Below are 14,615 nucleotides of genomic sequence, written 5' to 3'. Positions count from 1 at the left end.
TTCTACAATGAGGCCTTCTTCAAGGCCGATTCCATGCGCACCTTTCAAGACCTCGTTCTCACACTGCAAACCTATTGGGCCCGCCAGGGCTGCGCTCTGCTTCAGCCCTACGACATGGAAGTCGGCGCCGGCACCAGCCATACCGCCACGTTTTTGCGCGCCCTCGGGCCCGAGCCGTGGAAGGCCGCCTATGTCCAGCCCAGCCGCCGCCCGAAGGACGGCCGCTACGGCGACAACCCCAACCGGCTGCAGCATTACTACCAGTTCCAGGTGGTGCTCAAGCCCGCACCTGAAAACATCCTCGACCTCTATCTCGGCAGTCTGCAGGCGCTGGGTTTGGACCTGAAGACCAACGACATCCGCTTCGTCGAGGACGACTGGGAGAACCCCACGCTCGGCGCCTGGGGGCTGGGCTGGGAGGTGTGGCTCAACGGCATGGAAGTCACCCAGTTCACCTACTTCCAGCAGGTCGGCGGCATCGACTGCAAGCCGCTGACCGGCGAGATCACCTACGGCCTGGAGCGTCTGGCGATGTACCTGCAGGGTGTGCAGAGCGTGTACGACCTGGTCTGGACCGAAACCGAGGTGGCTGGCGAAGTGACTGCCCCCACGCCCCCGCAAGCGGTGTCTGCCCTCCAAGGGGGCGCGAGCGCCTTGGGGCGGCCCGGCGGCGCTCGTACCCTTCTCAAATACGGCGACGTGTTCCACCAGAACGAAGTCGAGCAGAGCGCCTACAACTTCGAGCACAGCGACGTGGAGTTTCTGCTCACCGCCTTCGCCGCGCATGAAAAGCAGGCCAAGGCGCTGATGGCCGCGCAACTCGCGCTGCCCGCTTACGAGCAGGTGCTCAAGTGCGCGCACAGCTTCAATCTGCTCGACGCCCGCGGCGCGATTTCCGTCACCGAGCGCGCCGCCTACATCGGTCGCATCCGCCATCTCGCACGCGGCGTGGCGCAGGAATACCTCGACAGCCGCGCCCGCCTGGGCTTCCCCTTGGCGCCGAAAGACTGGGCCGACGAAGTCTTGGCCCAACTCGCCCAGAAGAAAGCCGCCTGAGGTCAGCAGCACGCCGCGCCCGCGCCGATGTCGCGGGCAGGCGTCGGCCCAAATTACCCGCCATGAACACACAGAATCTGCTTGTCGAACTCTTTGTCGAAGAACTGCCGCCCAAGGCCCTGCCCGCGCTGGGCGAGTCCTTCGCCCGCGCCCTGGCCGCGAGTCTGCAGGCCCAGGGCCTGGCCACCGCCGACTGCGTCGTCACGCCGTTCGCCAGCCCGCGCCGCTTGGCCGCCCACCTGACCGCCGTCGCCGCCAAGGCGGCCGACAAGGCCGTGGCGCAGAAGCTCATGCCCGCGGCCGTCGGACTGGATGCCGACGGCAAGCCCACCCCGGCCTTGCTGAAAAGGCTCGGCGCGCTGGGCCTGGGCAGTGACGCCGCCCCTCGGCTGCGCCGCGAGGGCGTTGGCAAGGCGGAAATCTTGTTCATCGACACCGTGGCGCCCGGCGCCTCGCTGGCCGAGGGTCTGCAGGAGGCGCTCGCCGGGGCCATTGCCCGGCTTCCCATCCCCAAGGTCATGGCCTACCAGTTGGCCGACGGCTGGACCACGGTGAAGTTCGTGCGTCCCGCGCACGGTCTGGTCGCGCTGCATGGCGCCGACATCGTGCCGGTGCAGGCGCTGGGGCTGACGGCAGGGCGCGAAACGCACGGCCATCGCTTCGAAGCCAGTGCCGACCCGATCGTGCTGCGCAATGCCGATGGCTACGCCCAGCAGTTGCGTGATGAAGGGGCGGTGATTGCAAGTTTTGCGCAACGCCGCGCCGACCTCCTCCAACGATTACAGGCGGCAGCCGCAGCAGCGGGACACGGGCTGCATCCCATCGAAGATGCCGCGCTGCTCGACGAAGTCACCGCCCTGGTCGAACGCCCGAATGTGCTGCTGTGCGAGTTCGATCCCGCCTTTCTCGCGGTACCGCAGGAGTGCCTCATCCTCACGATGAAGGCTAACCAGAAATACTTTCCCCTGCTCGACGCCGCGGGCAAGCTGACCCACCGTTTCCTCGTGGTCAGCAATATCTCGCCGTCCGATCCAAGCGCCGTGATCTCCGGCAACGAGCGCGTGGTGCGCCCGCGCCTGGCCGATGCGCAGTTCTTTTTCGAGCAGGACCGCAAGCGCTCGCTCGAAAGCCGCGTACCCGGCCTGGACAGAGTGGTCTATCACGCCAGGCTGGGCTCGCAGGGCGAGCGCATGCGACGGGTGCAGGCGCTGGCGCGCATCATCGCCGCCCAGATTCCACCTTCCTTTCCTGTCGATCTGGCCGAGCGCGCCGCGCTGCTGGCCAAGACCGATCTGCTGACCGATATGGTCGGCGAGTTTCCCGAACTGCAGGGCGTCATGGGGCGTTACTACGCCGCGCATGATGGCGAACATCCCTTGGTGGCCGAGGCCATCGAAGATCATTACAAGCCGCGTTTTTCCGGCGACGAGTTGCCGCGCAGCGACGTGGGCTTCGCGCTGGCGCTGGCCGACAAGACCGAAACCCTGGTCGGCCTGTTCGGCATCGGCGAGCGCCCGACCGGCGACAAAGACCCGTTCGCGCTGCGCCGCCATGCGCTGGGCATCATCCGCATGTTGATGGAGCGCGGCACAGGGATCGAGCTGTCGCGCTTTGTGCGCGATGCCGTGCCGGTGTTCAGCGCGGTGGCCGGGTTCGCCGACCCCGACGCAGAGGTGCAGACTTTCCTCTACGAGCGGCTGGCCAACCTGCTGCGCGAGCAGGGCTGGACGGCGCAGGAGGTCGATGCGGTGCTGGCGCAGCGGCCCGAGATCCTGGCCGATGTACCGCGCCGCCTGGAGGCGGTGCGCGCCTTCGCCGCCCTGCCCGAAGCAGACGCGCTGGCCGCAGCCAACAAACGGGTGGGCAATATTCTGCGCAAATCCGACGGGGTGAAGGACGGCAGCGGTTTCTATACAGACCGTCTGGTCGAGCCCGCCGAAATCGCTTTGTCGCAGGCCTTGCTTGCCGTGAGATCGCAGGTGCAGCAACACTATGCGGCAGGCGACTACACCGCCGCGCTCAAGGCGCTGGCCGCGCTGAAAGTCCCGGTGGATACCTTCTTCGACCAGGTGATGGTCAACGCCGAAGACCCCGCGCTGCGCGCCAACCGCCTGGCGCTGCTGGCTCGGCTGCAAAATGCGATGAACCAGGTCGCCGATCTGTCGCGTCTGGCGACCTGAAGCTGCAGGACAATGCCGACATGAAACTGCTCATCCTCGACCGCGACGGCGTCATCAACCAGGACAGCGACGACTTCATCAAGTCGCCCGATGAATGGGTGCCCATTCCCGGCAGCCTGGAGGCCATCGCACGGCTGAACCACGAGGGCTGGCATGTGGTGGTGGCGACCAATCAATCGGGCATAGGCCGGGGCCTGTTCGACATGAGCACGCTCAACGCCATCCACCGCAAGATGCAAAAGGCGCTGGCCGCGGTGGGCGGGCGCATCGACGCCATTTTTTTCTGCCCGCACGCGCCGGAAGATCATTGCAGTTGCCGCAAGCCCAAGCCCGGTCTGTTCCTCGACATTGCCCGGCGCTTCGAGCTCCAGACGCTCGACGGCGTGCCGTCGGTGGGCGACAGCGTGCGCGACTTGCAGGCCGGCGCGCCGCTGGGCTGCGCGCTGCATCTGGTGCGCACCGGCAAGGGCGAGCGCCTGGCCGATCTGGGCAATCTGCCCGCAGGCACGCGGGTGCACGACGACCTGGCGGCGTTCGCCGCCTGGCTGCTGCAGCAACCCGAAGCGGCGGCTGAAAAGACGGCCGACAGGACCTGACCGAGCCGCCATGCGCTTTCTCCGCTCCCTGCTTTATCTGGCCTGGCTGATCGTGACCGTGGCGCCTTACGCGATTGTTTTGCTGATCCTGTCCCTCTTCCTGCGCGGCACGCCGCTGTATCGTTTCGCACTGGGCTGGGTGCGCCTGTCGATCTGGGGGGCGCGCTTCATCTGCGGCATACGCAGCCGCGTCACCGGCATGGAGAATCTGCCAGACGGCCCTGTCATCCTGCTGTCCAAGCACCAGTCGGCCTGGGAAACGCTCGCCTATCCGCTGATCATGCCGCGTCCGCTGGCCTATGTGTTCAAGCGCGAGCTGCTCTACGTGCCGTTTTTCGGCTGGTCGCTGGGGCGGCTCGACATGGTGCACATCGATCGCAGCAAGCGCACCGAAGCATTCTCCCGCGTGGAAAAACAGGGCAGCCGGATTCTCAAGCAGGGTAACTGGATCATCATGTTTCCCGAAGGCACGCGCACCGCGCGCGGCGAGCAAGGCGTGTATAAGACCGGCGGCACCCGTCTGGCCATCGCCACCGGCGCCTGGGTGGTGCCGGTGGCCGTGACTTCAGCGCGCTGCTGGCCGCGTCAGGCCTTCATCAAGACACCCGGGGTGATCGACGTCTCCATTGGCAAGCCCATCTCGCCAGCAGGGCGCAAGCCTGCCGAAATGATGGCCGAGGTCGAACAGTGGATCGAGGCCGAGATGCGCCGTCTCGACCCCGAGGCTTACGCGCATGCCTCGCGCTGAACCTTCCCGCCGTGCGGCTGCACCGGGCTCGACGCAACTGGGCCTGTTCGACTGGACCGAGCCGGTTCCCGCTCCGATCGCGGCCCCGGCGCCTGAAGGCACTGCGACATCGCCGCCGCTGCAGCACTATGACGACGGCATCCACCATTTCGACTGGACGCTGCATCGCGCCGCCCGCCGCACCCTGGCGCTGCGGGTGGACGACCGCGGCGTCAGCCTGCTCGCGCCGCGGCTGGCCAGTGGCGCGAGCATCGTCCGGTTTCTGCAGCAGCATGCCGCCTGGGTGCAGCGCAAGCTGCGACAGCGCGAACAGCGCCAGCAGGCGCTGCAGGCCGCGCGCATCGAGTGGACCGATGGCGGCCGCATCCCCTATCTGGGCCAGCACCTCACCCTGCGGCTGCGCGGCGCCGCACAGTTGCAGTGGGACGAAGCAAGCTGCGAACTCCACCTGCCGCTGCCGCCCGATTGCAGCGCGCAGCAGGTGCGCGACAGCGTGGCCGCCTGGCTGCAGCGGCAGGCGCTGGTGCTGTTCACCGCGAGGGTGGCGCATTTCGCTGCCCGGCTTGGCGTGAACGTGACGGCGGTCAAGCTCAGCGCCGCCACCACCCGCTGGGGCAGCGCCAAGAGCGACGGCAGCATCCGCCTGCACTGGCGGCTGCTGCATTTCAGCCCGCAACTGGTCGATTACGTCGTCGCCCACGAAGTGGCGCATCTGCGCGAAATGAACCACAGCCCACGCTTCTGGGCGCATGTGGGCAACCTCTACCCGCAATACCAACAGGCCCGCACGCAACTGCGCAAAAGCGTGCTGCCGCCCTGGGGTTGAGAAAACGCCGGGCCGCCCCAAGTTTTCTCATCCACCTCGCGGCTTGCAGGCCGCTCGGATTCGGCTCCGTCCAGGCTGCCGCAGGGCAGCCTGGAGCCGCGGGCCTCATCCCCCTCGGGGGGCCTGACGCGAAAGCGCAGGTCTGGGGGCGCTCTTACCTGCTGCTGCGCGTCGCCGTCGCCGACATGCCCGGCCTGGAAGCCCTGATCGAAACCCTCAATCCCTACGGCGAAACCCGCACCTCGCTGGTCCTGTCCACCCCCATTGCGCTGCGTGCCGTGCCACCGCCCGACTGAGCCGGCGCCTTGGAGCGCCTCCAGGGTCGGCTCGCCGACCCGCCCCCCCGTGGGGAGTCAAGGAAACTTGGGGCGGCCCGGCGTTTCCTTGGAGCCGCGTGCAAGCGCGTCCCCGCGGTGCTACAAAACCGGCTGAACCAACCCCGGCGGCGCTGTGCCGCTCCCACCTCACAGGACATTCGCATGCGTTTCCTCCACACCATGCTGCGCGTCGGCAACATGCAGCGCTCCATCGATTTCTACACCCAGGTCATCGGCATGAAGCTGCTGCGCACCACCGACCGGCCCGAGCAGAAATACAGCCTGGCCTTCCTCGGTTTCGAGCCCAACCCGGCGCAGGCCGAGCTGGAACTAACCTACAACTACGGCGTCGATCACTACGACCTCGGCAGCGCCTACGGCCACATCGCCCTCGGCGTGGACGACGTGGCCGCTGCCTGCGCGCGCATCAAGGCCGCCGGCGGCAAGGTCACGCGCGAAGCCGGTCCGGTGGCTGGCGGCAGCACCGTCATCGCCTTCGTGCAAGATCCAGACGGCTACAAGATCGAGCTGATCCAGCATGGCACGATGTAAGACACGCAACGCTTGACGGCCGGTCGCGCGATCCCCGTCAGAGCCAAGCGACAAACGCTCGAAAGCCATGCAATCCTGGTTTTTTCTGTTCGGCGCGATCGCTGCCGAGGTCATCGGCACCACTGCGCTCAAGGCCACGCAGGGCTTCACCCGGCTGGCGCCGTCGCTCGTGGTCGTGGTCGCCTACGCCATGGCGTTCTACCTGCTGTCGCGCACCATGCAGACCATCCCGATGAGCATTTCCTATGCCGTCTGGTCGGGCGTGGGCATCGTGCTCATCACCCTGATCGGCTATGTGGTGTACCGCCAGACGCTCGACCCGCCCGCGCTCATCGGCCTGGGGCTGATTCTCGCCGGGGTGCTGGTCATCCACCTGTTTTCCAAATCCGTCATGCATTGACAGCCCCACCGAAAGCCGCGCAGCGCTGCACGATCAATCGACTACGGTGGTTGATCTCAGCATAAATATCCGTTGGTTTTGTTGAGCGCGTCGTCCTATCTTCTGGGCCTGTTGACGCGCGCAACCGACGCGCGATGTTTTTCGGAGCCCTCCCCATGACCTCACCCCTGACTTCGCGCCGTCTGGCGCTGCAATCCACGCTGGTCGCGGGCCTCGGCCTGACGGCGCTTGGCGCCAAGACGGCCCAGGCCGCCGCGGCGCAAGCGCGCCTCATGCCGCAAGGCGCCGCCACCCTGGCCGAGCTCGGCAAAAAACTCGCCGCCGCCCCGCGCCGCCGCGACTTCAAGACCACGCAGATGATTCTGGAAAACCGCGACGAATGGGACGCCGAAGCCCTCGATCTGGTGCTGGCCTACGCCGGTCAGCCCAGGCAGGTGTGGAACAACACCAATCTGGAAGGGCCCTGGCTCAACCTCATGCGCAATGCGATGAACGCGCAGATCTGGTCGTTCAAACATCCCGACTTTCTCGCCGTCTCGGCCACGCATGGCCCGGCGCACCTCGCGTTGTATGACGATGCACTGTGGGCCAAATATCAGTTGGGCGCCCTGACAAAAGGCAAGGCCAGAACCAATGTCTGGATCAAGGCCTCTGCCGCCGCCGACGCCGATCCCAAGGCCGTCGAGGACGCCAAGGGCGTGTATTCGCCCGCCGACAACAGCATCACCGTGCTGCAGGAGCGCGGCGCGGTATTCCTGGCCTGCCACAACGCCATCTGGGAACTCACCGGGCATCTGCACGCCAAGGGCGTGAATCCGGACAAAAAATCTCACGGTGAAATGGCCGCCGAGTTCACCAACCACCTCATTCCCGGCGCGGTGCTGACCCCCGGCATCGTCGCCACGCTGGTCGAGCTGGAAAACGCGGGCTATGGCTACGCCGGGTGAGCGCTGGCAGATACATCTGAGCTTTGACCGCCCAAAACTGGAGACTTTCATGCGCCCTTCCTCTTTCGCCTCAATGCCCTTGCTCGCCGCCTTGCTGCTGGCCCTGCCGGTGCTCGCCCATGCGCAACAGGCCGACAGCGGCTGGCAGGGCAAGGTGCACGCTCCGCAATACAAGGAAACCATCTTCCCGCCCTGGCAGCACGGCGCCAACAACCCCGCGCTGAACAAGGGTCTGGAATTTACCGTGCCCGAAGTCAACGATCTGCCCGACTTTCATGGCGACCTCGATCATCCCAAGCTGGTGATCTTCGTCGCCGGCAACTACTACTTCGCCATGGCGCCGCTGGTTCAGGCCTTCGAGAAAGCGCATCCCGACTACAGGGGCCGCGTGTTCTACGAAACCCTGCCGCCGGGCATTCTGCTCAAGCAGATGAAGAGCGGCGGCACGATCACCGTGGGCAATATGACCTGGACGGTCAAGCCCGACGTGTTCGCCGCCGGGCTGAAAAAGATCGAGGCGGGTATTCACGACGGCGTGCTGACCGGCCGGGCCATTCCCTATGTGAGCAACGACCTCACCATCATGGTTCCCAAGGGCAATCCGGCGCACATCACCGGCCTGGCCGATCTGGGCAAGCCGGGCGTCACCCTGTCCATGCCCAACCCGGCCTGGGAAGGCGTGGCGCGGCAGATCGAAGCCTCGCTGAAAAAAGCCGGGGGCGACGCGCTCGAGCAGGCGGTGTATGACACCAAGGTGAAGAACGGCCAGACCACGCTCACCCACATCCACCACCGCCAGACACCGCTCTACCTCATGCAGGGCGTGGCGCAGGCCGGGGTAACCTGGAAATCCGAAGCCATTTTCCAGGAGCAGGCGGGTCACCCGATCAGCCATGTGCCCATTCCCGCCGATCAGAACACCACGGCGATTTACGCTGCCGCCGTAGTCAAGGGCGCCGCGCACCCGAAGGCCGGGCTGATGTGGGCCGAATTTCTGCGCTCGCCCACGGCGCTGCGCATTTTCGAGCGCTACGACTTCAAGCCGGTGTCGGCGCACCAACCCGGCTGAGCCGGCTCCTTTCTCGCAGTTTGGCCCATCATTCGCCCCCGCCCGGGATTCTGGGTCGGGGCGTTTTTTTCGTCTTCGCCGCGCGCGTCCAGGTTGAACCTTTGCACGTTTGGCGAATGTCAGCAAAAACCCGGTGACAGGCTCGGGTCAGGGCTTGATTTTGGCGCAGGCCGGTAGCACACTGAATCTGACAAATCCATCACAACCGCGCACCGGCCAGGCGCCGCAGCGCACCACAGAGGAGGTCAAACCACACCAGACAACATCCCGGCAAGGCATCGCGCCCTGCTGTTTTCTTTCTTTCCGAAATCAGGAGCCTCACTATGAATCTGACCATCAGCGGCCACCATTTGGATGTCACCCCTTCGCTGCGCAGTTACGTCGAAACCAAGCTCGATCGCGTGGTGCGGCACTTCGATCAAGTGGTGAATGTGAACGTGCTGCTCAGCGTGGAAAAGCTCAAGGAAAAGGAAAAGCGCCAGCATGCCGAATGCAGTCTGATGGTCAAGGGCAAATCGATCTTCTGTGAAAGCCAGCACGAAGATCTCTACGCGGCCATCGACACTCTGGTCGACAAGCTGGATCGGCAGGTGGTGGAACATAAAAACCGCCTGCGCGACCATCAGGCCACGGCGGGCAAGCATCTGGCGAGCTGATCGGTGGGTTCTCGCCGCGGATCCGCAACGGCGCTCACCGGGCCGGATTCGCGGCGGTGACGGACTGCCGCAAAACCCGTTTAAACTCGCTGTCCTCCTTGGCCCAAGCGTGATCCCATGAACCGTCTTGCCCAGATTTTGCCGCCGTCGCATGTGCAGCTCGATGTGGACGTCAGCAGCAAAAAACGTGCGTTCGAATACGCCGGACTGCTGTTTGAAAACAGCCTCGGCCTCAACCGGGCGCTGATCACCGACAATCTGTTCGCCCGCGAGCGACTAGGCTCCACCGGGCTGGGTCAGGGCGTGGCGATTCCGCATGGGCGCATCAAAGGGCTCAAGCAGCCCAGCGCCGCCGTCATCCGCCTGCGCCAACCCATCGCCTTCGAAGCGCCGGACAACCAGCCAGTGTCGCTGCTGGTCGTGCTGCTGGTGCCCGAAAGCGCCAATGCCAAGCATCTGGAGTTGCTGTCGGCCATCGCGGAAATGCTCTCCGACACCGAACTGCGCGAACAACTGCTCACCGAGACGGATGCCACTGCGCTGCACCGCCGCATCAGCCTTTGGGCGCCGCTGCAAACCGCGGCCTGAGCGTCAGAGGCGGCGCTTCTGTGTCGTCCCGATGTTGTCGCCTTGATCTTCCCCGCCTGATTTGAAAGCCTCCACCCTCGCTGCCGAACGCCTGTTCGAGGCCAATGCGCCGCAGCTCATGTGGCAATGGGTCGCCGGGCAGAGCAACCCCGAGCGGCGCTTCGACATGGCCGCCATCGAGGGGGCCACTTCCGGCGCCGATCTGGTGGGGTATCTGAATTACATCCATCCTTTTCGCGTGCAGATTCTGGGCTGGCGCGAAGTCGACTATCTCAACGGCTCCTCACGGGAAGACCGGGTGCGCCGCATCCGCCGCATCATCGGCCTGGAACCTCCCGCACTGGTGCTGGCCGACGGCAAGGAACCGCCGCCCTGTCTGATCGACGAGTGCAATGCGGCGCAGGTGCCGCTGTTTCGCACCGCCGAGACGGCAGCCTTCACCATCGACGTGCTGCGCGCCTTTCTCTCCAAGCACTTCGCCGACCGCGTCACCCAGCACGGCGTGTTCATGGACATTCTCGGCCTGGGGGTGCTCATCACCGGCGAATCGGGTCTGGGCAAGAGCGAACTCGGGCTGGATCTCATCACCCGCGGTCACGGCCTGGTGGCCGACGACTGCGTCGATCTGCTGCGCGTGGCGCAGAACACCATCGAGGGCCGCTGCCCGCCGCTGTTGCAGAACCTGCTGGAAGTGCGCGGCATCGGCCTGCTCGACATCAAGACCATCTTCGGCGAGACCGCCGTGCGGCGCAAGATGCGGCTCAAACTCATCTGCCACCTGATTCGCCGCGACGTGCTCGACCGCAACTTCGAGCGACTGCCCGCGGGCAATCTCGAAGAAGACGTGCTGGGCGTGCCCATTCGCAAGGTGATGATTCCGGTGGAGGCCGGACGCAACCTGGGCGTGCTGGTGGAGTCGGCGGTGCGCAACACCATTCTGCAATTGCGGGGCATCGACACCCTGAGCGAATTTCAGGAGCGCCAGCGCCAGGCCATGCGCGACGGGGACGACTGACCTCCCCTGCCCGCGCGCGCCACTAGGCCTTTTCGCGCGAACGCGCGGCAAGCGGCGTGTGATCGGCCTTGTGGTAGTACGGACAAGTCTCCTTTTGGGCGCAGCTCGCGTAGAGCGAGAGCGAGTGCTCCTGCAATTCGAAGCCGTGTTCGGCGGCGATTTTTTTCTGCCGCCGCTCGATCTCCGGATCGAAAAATTCCACCACCCTGCCGCAGTCCAGGCACACCAGATGGTCGTGGTGCTTGCCTTCGTTGATCTCGAACACCGACTTGCCCGATTCGAAGTTGCTGCGCAGCAAAATGCCAGCCTGTTCGAACTGCGTCAGCACGCGGTACACCGTGGCCAAACCAATGTCCTGCTGTTCTTCGAGCAGCACGCGGTACACGTCTTCCGCAGTCATGTGGCGCTGCTTGCCTTTTTGAAAAATCTCCAGGATGCGCAGCCGCGGCTGAGTGACTTTCAGGCCGGTATTGCGCAAACCCTGTGCGTTGCTCTGAGACATGGGAAACGGAACCGTATTCAGTAGAATGCGCCGATGTTATACGACACCGGCCGCGTTGACCACGCGAGAGTCCCGATGCGGTTTCCCCCCGTTTTCGCTCCCCTGGATTGCCCCCCTGAAATGCCCGATTCGACCCAGCCGTCATGGCACGATTGGCGACGCGGCGCCCGTGTTGCTGCCTTCGCTGCCGCCGTCGTTGCCGTCTTGAGCGTACTGGCCCTGCTCGGCGGTTGCAGCTCCGCCACCACGCGCCACGATCTCACGTCGATATTCAAGCCCTACCGCGCCGATGTCATTCAGGGCAACTTCGTGTCGCGTGAAATGGCCGAGGAGCTCAAGCCCGGCATGACCAAGGAGCAGGTGCAGGCCATCATGGGCACGCCCCTGCTCAAGACCGTTTTCAACCAGAATCGCTGGGAATATGTATTCAGCCTGCGCCAGGGTTATCACGCGCCCATCGTGCGCCGCTACACGGTGTATTTCGACAAGGACGGCAAGATGATCCGCGCCGACGGCGACCCGCTGCCCACCGAGCAGGAGTTCGTCGCGCAGATCAATACCCTGCGCGATGGCGGCAGCAAGCCGAAGTCGCTGACCGAGGCGCAGTTGCAGGCCGAAATCGCAGCTGCGGAGAAGAAATTTGCGCAGACCAAACGGCCCGCTGCCACCGCTTCGCAGCCCGGCAATCTGACGGTTTATGCGCCGCCCTCAGAAATTGCCGAGTTGCAAAAAATTGCACCCGCAGCCTCTGCGCCCGCTGGCAACTGAATGCGGCTCGACCATGAATTCATCGCCTGAAGAGATGCACCGCATCGCCATTGCCGGCGCCAGCGGCCGCATGGGCCGCACCCTCATCGAGGCGGTGCTGGCCGCACCCGATTGCAGCCTCGGCGCCGCGCTCGACATGCCGGGCAGTCCGGCGCTCGGGCAGGATGCGGGGGCTTTCGCGGGGGTGCATACCGGCGTGGCGATTCGTTCCGATCTGTACGCCGCGCTGCAACACGCGCGCTATTTCATCGACTTCACCCGGCCCGAGGGCACCATGGCGCATCTGGCCGCGTGCGAGGCGGCGGGCGTGGCCATGGTCATCGGCACCACCGGCTTCGACGAGGCGCAGCTCGCGCGCATCCGCGCCGCATCGCAGCGCATCGCCATCGTCATGGCGCCCAATATGAGCATCGGCGTGAACGTGGTGTTCAAGCTGCTGGAGCAGGCCGCGCGCGCACTGGCGCAGGGCTATGACATCGAGATCATCGAAGCGCATCATCGCCACAAGGTCGATGCCCCTTCGGGCACCGCGCTCAAAATGGGCGAGATCGTGGCGGGCGCGTTGGGCCGCGATCTCAGGCAATGCGCCGTCTATGGCCGCGAAGGCGTGACCGGCGAACGCGATCCCTCCACCATCGGCTTCGCCACCGTGCGCGGCGGCGACATCGTCGGCGACCACACCGTGCTGTTCGCGGGTACGGGCGAGCGCATCGAAATCACGCACAAATCGAGCAGCCGCGCCACTTACGCGCAGGGCAGCCTGCGCGCCGTGCGCTTTCTCGCCGCGAAGTCCCCCGGCCTGTTCGACATGCAGGACGTGCTGGGCCTCAAGGACTGACCGGACGCATGGGAGGGCTTGCACAGTTCTGGCAGCAGGGCGACGCGCTCAGCCATCTGGTCGCGCTGGCGCTGCTGGCGATGTCGATGGCGAGCTGGTTCGTCATTTTGTGGAAGGCGGCGCTGCTCTGGCGCGCCACGCGCCGCGTGCCTGCGGGCATCGCCGCGTATTGGGGCGCGGCGTCGGCCTCTGAGGCCGCAGCGGCGACGCAGGCTGCCGATCCCGACGGCCTGTCCAGCCTGATGGCCGACACCGCCGCGCGGCTCGCGCGGCCCGATACCGCGCATCGCTGGCAGTCGCATGAAGACCGCGTCACCCGCGAGTTGCGCGAGGCCCTGCAGGCGGCGCAGCGGCGGCTGCAGGCCGGCCATGTGCTGCTGGCCAGCGTGGGCAGCACGGCCCCCTTCGTCGGTCTGTTCGGCACGGTCTGGGGCATTTATCACGCCCTCACCGCCATTGCCGCCAGCGGCCAGATCAGCGTCGATAAAGTGGCCGGGCCGGTCGGCGAAACCCTCATCATGACCGCAGCGGGCCTGGCCGTGGCCATTCCCGCCGTGCTGGCCTACAACGCACTGAGCAAGCGGGCGCGCCGGGTGCAGGGCGCGCTCGAAGGGTTTGCGCACGATCTGCAGCGGCTTCTCGCCACCCGGCCGGTTGTTTGAGCATCGCGTCATGAGCTTCGGCAGTTTCGATCAGGGCGACGAGGGCGAGGCGATGAGCGACATCAACATGACGCCGCTGATCGACGTCATGCTGGTGCTGCTGGTGATTTTCATCATCACCGCGCCGCTGCTGACCGGCAGCCTCAAGCTCGATCTGCCCAAGGTCGATGCCCCGGCCACGCAGCAGGTGCCGACCGTTTTGAATGTGGCGCTGCGCAAGGATGGTCAGCTCTATCTGGCCGACCGACCCATCACCCTGGCGCAACTCACGGCACGCTTCGCCTCCGCGGCGCAGCAGTCACCCAAGACCGAGGTGCACCTCAGCGCCGATGCCGCCGTGCCCTACGGCGACGTCGCCCGGGTGATGGGCGCGGCGCAGAACGCGGGACTCACCCGCATCGGACTCATCACCCAGCCGCCTGCCGGAAAAATGCCCGGCGCGGCATCGGCCCCGGCGGGCTGACCCTACTTGAACTTGTAGTACGTCTGGTCGAGGTAGGCGGCGATGTCCCTGACCTCTTCCGGAAACAGCTCGTGGTTGAGCTGACTGACGCACGACTGGGTGAAGGCGATCAGTTGCGCCGGGTTGTGCACCTTGCGGTCGGAACGCAGGTACATCGCCGAGCCGGAACCCATCATGCGCTCGGCATGGCAGGCGGCGCATTTGAGCTCATCGTAGAACTTCTGGCCCTGCGCCACATTGGCGCCGGCGAACTGCGGCGGCACCGCATCGGCAGCCCGCGCCAGCGGCCAGGCCGCGCCCAGCGCGATCAAGCTGCAGGCACCGAGGGCGCGCGGCATTTTGCCCTGTGATCGAATCATCGCTGTCTCCCATGTCATTGTTGGCGCTGAGTGTGCGGGTTGCGGTCTGGCCTGTCTACAGCAACCCTGCTGC

General features: G+C 65.6%; 19 protein-coding genes. 17 read left to right on the top strand and 2 right to left on the bottom strand.

The window, feature by feature from the left end; translation table 11 throughout:
• The first annotated feature begins 33 nt into the window (after positions 1-33).
• The 13 genes from glyQ (at position 34) to hprK (ending at position 10,950) form a co-directional block, all read left to right on the top strand.
• Positions 34-1,056, top strand: coding sequence for a glycine--tRNA ligase subunit alpha (gene glyQ, locus RBR52_RS09230; RefSeq protein WP_320376918.1), 1,023 nt, complete (start codon positions 34-36; stop codon positions 1,054-1,056).
• A gap of 62 nt (positions 1,057-1,118) precedes the next feature.
• Positions 1,119-3,236: a glycine--tRNA ligase subunit beta gene (glyS, locus tag RBR52_RS09225; protein WP_320376917.1), complete on the top strand. Its 2,118-nt coding sequence runs from the start codon at positions 1,119-1,121 to the stop codon at positions 3,234-3,236.
• A 20-nt stretch (positions 3,237-3,256) separates the two neighbouring features.
• Complete coding sequence (gmhB, locus tag RBR52_RS09220; protein WP_320376916.1) at positions 3,257-3,832, top strand: D-glycero-beta-D-manno-heptose 1,7-bisphosphate 7-phosphatase; 576 nt, start codon at positions 3,257-3,259, stop codon at positions 3,830-3,832.
• Positions 3,833-3,842: 10 nt separating this feature from the next.
• Entirely contained in the window at positions 3,843-4,580 is a 738-nt protein-coding gene (locus tag RBR52_RS09215; protein WP_320376915.1) for a lysophospholipid acyltransferase family protein, read from the top strand.
• On the top strand, positions 4,567-5,406 hold the full coding sequence (locus RBR52_RS09210) for a SprT family zinc-dependent metalloprotease (RefSeq protein ID WP_320376914.1): 840 nt from the start codon (positions 4,567-4,569) through the stop codon (positions 5,404-5,406). The genes RBR52_RS09215 and RBR52_RS09210 overlap by 14 nt, the downstream gene beginning before the upstream one ends.
• The gene (locus tag RBR52_RS09205) at positions 5,403-5,702 is read left to right on the top strand and encodes an Lrp/AsnC ligand binding domain-containing protein (protein WP_320376913.1); all 300 of its coding nucleotides are present in this window, start codon (positions 5,403-5,405) and stop codon (positions 5,700-5,702) included. Before RBR52_RS09210 ends, RBR52_RS09205 begins: the two co-directional genes overlap by 4 nt.
• Positions 5,703-5,885: 183 nt before the next feature.
• On the top strand, positions 5,886-6,275 hold the full coding sequence (gene gloA, locus RBR52_RS09200) for a lactoylglutathione lyase (protein ID WP_320376912.1): 390 nt from the start codon (positions 5,886-5,888) through the stop codon (positions 6,273-6,275).
• A gap of 67 nt (positions 6,276-6,342) precedes the next feature.
• Complete coding sequence (locus tag RBR52_RS09195) at positions 6,343-6,675, top strand: multidrug efflux SMR transporter (protein WP_320376911.1); 333 nt, start codon at positions 6,343-6,345, stop codon at positions 6,673-6,675.
• A gap of 155 nt (positions 6,676-6,830) precedes the next feature.
• On the top strand, positions 6,831-7,622 hold the full coding sequence (locus RBR52_RS09190; protein WP_320376910.1) for a transcriptional initiation protein Tat: 792 nt from the start codon (positions 6,831-6,833) through the stop codon (positions 7,620-7,622).
• Positions 7,623-7,671: 49 nt separating this feature from the next.
• A complete protein-coding gene (locus tag RBR52_RS09185; protein ID WP_320376909.1) occupies positions 7,672-8,691 on the top strand; it encodes a substrate-binding domain-containing protein in 1,020 nt (339 codons plus the stop codon).
• A 323-nt stretch (positions 8,692-9,014) separates the two neighbouring features.
• On the top strand, positions 9,015-9,347 hold the full coding sequence (hpf, locus tag RBR52_RS09180; protein WP_320376908.1) for a ribosome hibernation-promoting factor, HPF/YfiA family: 333 nt from the start codon (positions 9,015-9,017) through the stop codon (positions 9,345-9,347).
• Between the two features lie 117 nt (positions 9,348-9,464).
• On the top strand, positions 9,465-9,935 hold the full coding sequence (gene ptsN / locus RBR52_RS09175; RefSeq protein WP_320376907.1) for a PTS IIA-like nitrogen regulatory protein PtsN: 471 nt from the start codon (positions 9,465-9,467) through the stop codon (positions 9,933-9,935).
• 61 nt (positions 9,936-9,996) lie between these two features.
• Complete coding sequence (hprK, locus tag RBR52_RS09170; RefSeq protein ID WP_320376906.1) at positions 9,997-10,950, top strand: HPr(Ser) kinase/phosphatase; 954 nt, start codon at positions 9,997-9,999, stop codon at positions 10,948-10,950.
• 22 nt (positions 10,951-10,972) lie between these two features.
• Here hprK and fur read toward each other — a convergent pair whose 3' ends face one another.
• Entirely contained in the window at positions 10,973-11,452 is a 480-nt protein-coding gene (gene fur / locus RBR52_RS09165) for a ferric iron uptake transcriptional regulator (protein WP_320376905.1), read from the bottom strand.
• Positions 11,453-11,572: 120 nt separating this feature from the next.
• Here fur and RBR52_RS09160 point away from each other — a divergent pair, with 120 nt between their 5' ends.
• The 4 genes from RBR52_RS09160 to RBR52_RS09145 are packed head-to-tail and all read left to right on the top strand — an operon-like array spanning position 11,573 to position 14,183.
• Positions 11,573-12,220 (top strand): outer membrane protein assembly factor BamE, encoded by a 648-nt coding sequence (locus RBR52_RS09160; protein WP_320376904.1) that lies wholly within the window; start codon positions 11,573-11,575, stop codon positions 12,218-12,220.
• A gap of 13 nt (positions 12,221-12,233) precedes the next feature.
• Positions 12,234-13,058, top strand: coding sequence for a 4-hydroxy-tetrahydrodipicolinate reductase (dapB, locus tag RBR52_RS09155; protein WP_320376903.1), 825 nt, complete (start codon positions 12,234-12,236; stop codon positions 13,056-13,058).
• 8 nt (positions 13,059-13,066) lie between these two features.
• Positions 13,067-13,720, top strand: coding sequence for a MotA/TolQ/ExbB proton channel family protein (locus tag RBR52_RS09150; protein ID WP_320376902.1), 654 nt, complete (start codon positions 13,067-13,069; stop codon positions 13,718-13,720).
• A gap of 10 nt (positions 13,721-13,730) precedes the next feature.
• Entirely contained in the window at positions 13,731-14,183 is a 453-nt protein-coding gene (locus tag RBR52_RS09145) for a biopolymer transporter ExbD (RefSeq protein ID WP_320376901.1), read from the top strand.
• Between the two features lie 2 nt (positions 14,184-14,185).
• Here RBR52_RS09145 and RBR52_RS09140 read toward each other — a convergent pair whose 3' ends face one another.
• Positions 14,186-14,542, bottom strand: coding sequence for a cytochrome c (locus tag RBR52_RS09140; protein ID WP_320376900.1), 357 nt, complete (start codon positions 14,540-14,542; stop codon positions 14,186-14,188).
• Between the last annotated feature and the right edge of the window lie 73 nt (positions 14,543-14,615).

The sequence above is a fragment of the Thiomonas sp. genome (assembly GCF_034007205.1).
Classification (GTDB): domain Bacteria; phylum Pseudomonadota; class Gammaproteobacteria; order Burkholderiales; family Burkholderiaceae_C; genus Thiomonas.
Note: the sequence above shows the minus strand (reverse complement) of the source record. Positions and strands in the feature narration are given on the sequence as shown.

What these genes read in the sequence shown, in the direction of transcription:
- glyQ (WP_320376918.1), top strand. Translation starts at nt 34, where the DNA reads ATGCGCACCTTTCAAGACCTCGTTCTCACACTGCAAACCTATTGGGCC.
- glyS (WP_320376917.1), top strand. Translation starts at nt 1,119, where the DNA reads ATGAACACACAGAATCTGCTTGTCGAACTCTTTGTCGAAGAACTGCCG.
- gmhB (WP_320376916.1), top strand. Translation starts at nt 3,257, where the DNA reads ATGAAACTGCTCATCCTCGACCGCGACGGCGTCATCAACCAGGACAGC.
- RBR52_RS09215 (WP_320376915.1), top strand. Translation starts at nt 3,843, where the DNA reads ATGCGCTTTCTCCGCTCCCTGCTTTATCTGGCCTGGCTGATCGTGACC.
- RBR52_RS09210 (WP_320376914.1), top strand. Translation starts at nt 4,567, where the DNA reads ATGCCTCGCGCTGAACCTTCCCGCCGTGCGGCTGCACCGGGCTCGACG.
- gloA (WP_320376912.1), top strand. Translation starts at nt 5,886, where the DNA reads ATGCGTTTCCTCCACACCATGCTGCGCGTCGGCAACATGCAGCGCTCC.
- RBR52_RS09195 (WP_320376911.1), top strand. Translation starts at nt 6,343, where the DNA reads ATGCAATCCTGGTTTTTTCTGTTCGGCGCGATCGCTGCCGAGGTCATC.
- RBR52_RS09190 (WP_320376910.1), top strand. Translation starts at nt 6,831, where the DNA reads ATGACCTCACCCCTGACTTCGCGCCGTCTGGCGCTGCAATCCACGCTG.
- RBR52_RS09185 (WP_320376909.1), top strand. Translation starts at nt 7,672, where the DNA reads ATGCGCCCTTCCTCTTTCGCCTCAATGCCCTTGCTCGCCGCCTTGCTG.
- hpf (WP_320376908.1), top strand. Translation starts at nt 9,015, where the DNA reads ATGAATCTGACCATCAGCGGCCACCATTTGGATGTCACCCCTTCGCTG.
- ptsN (WP_320376907.1), top strand. Translation starts at nt 9,465, where the DNA reads ATGAACCGTCTTGCCCAGATTTTGCCGCCGTCGCATGTGCAGCTCGAT.
- fur (WP_320376905.1), bottom strand. Translation starts at nt 11,452, where the DNA reads ATGTCTCAGAGCAACGCACAGGGTTTGCGCAATACCGGCCTGAAAGTC.
- RBR52_RS09160 (WP_320376904.1), top strand. Translation starts at nt 11,573, where the DNA reads ATGCCCGATTCGACCCAGCCGTCATGGCACGATTGGCGACGCGGCGCC.
- dapB (WP_320376903.1), top strand. Translation starts at nt 12,234, where the DNA reads ATGAATTCATCGCCTGAAGAGATGCACCGCATCGCCATTGCCGGCGCC.
- RBR52_RS09150 (WP_320376902.1), top strand. Translation starts at nt 13,067, where the DNA reads ATGGGAGGGCTTGCACAGTTCTGGCAGCAGGGCGACGCGCTCAGCCAT.
- RBR52_RS09145 (WP_320376901.1), top strand. Translation starts at nt 13,731, where the DNA reads ATGAGCTTCGGCAGTTTCGATCAGGGCGACGAGGGCGAGGCGATGAGC.
- RBR52_RS09140 (WP_320376900.1), bottom strand. Translation starts at nt 14,542, where the DNA reads ATGATTCGATCACAGGGCAAAATGCCGCGCGCCCTCGGTGCCTGCAGC.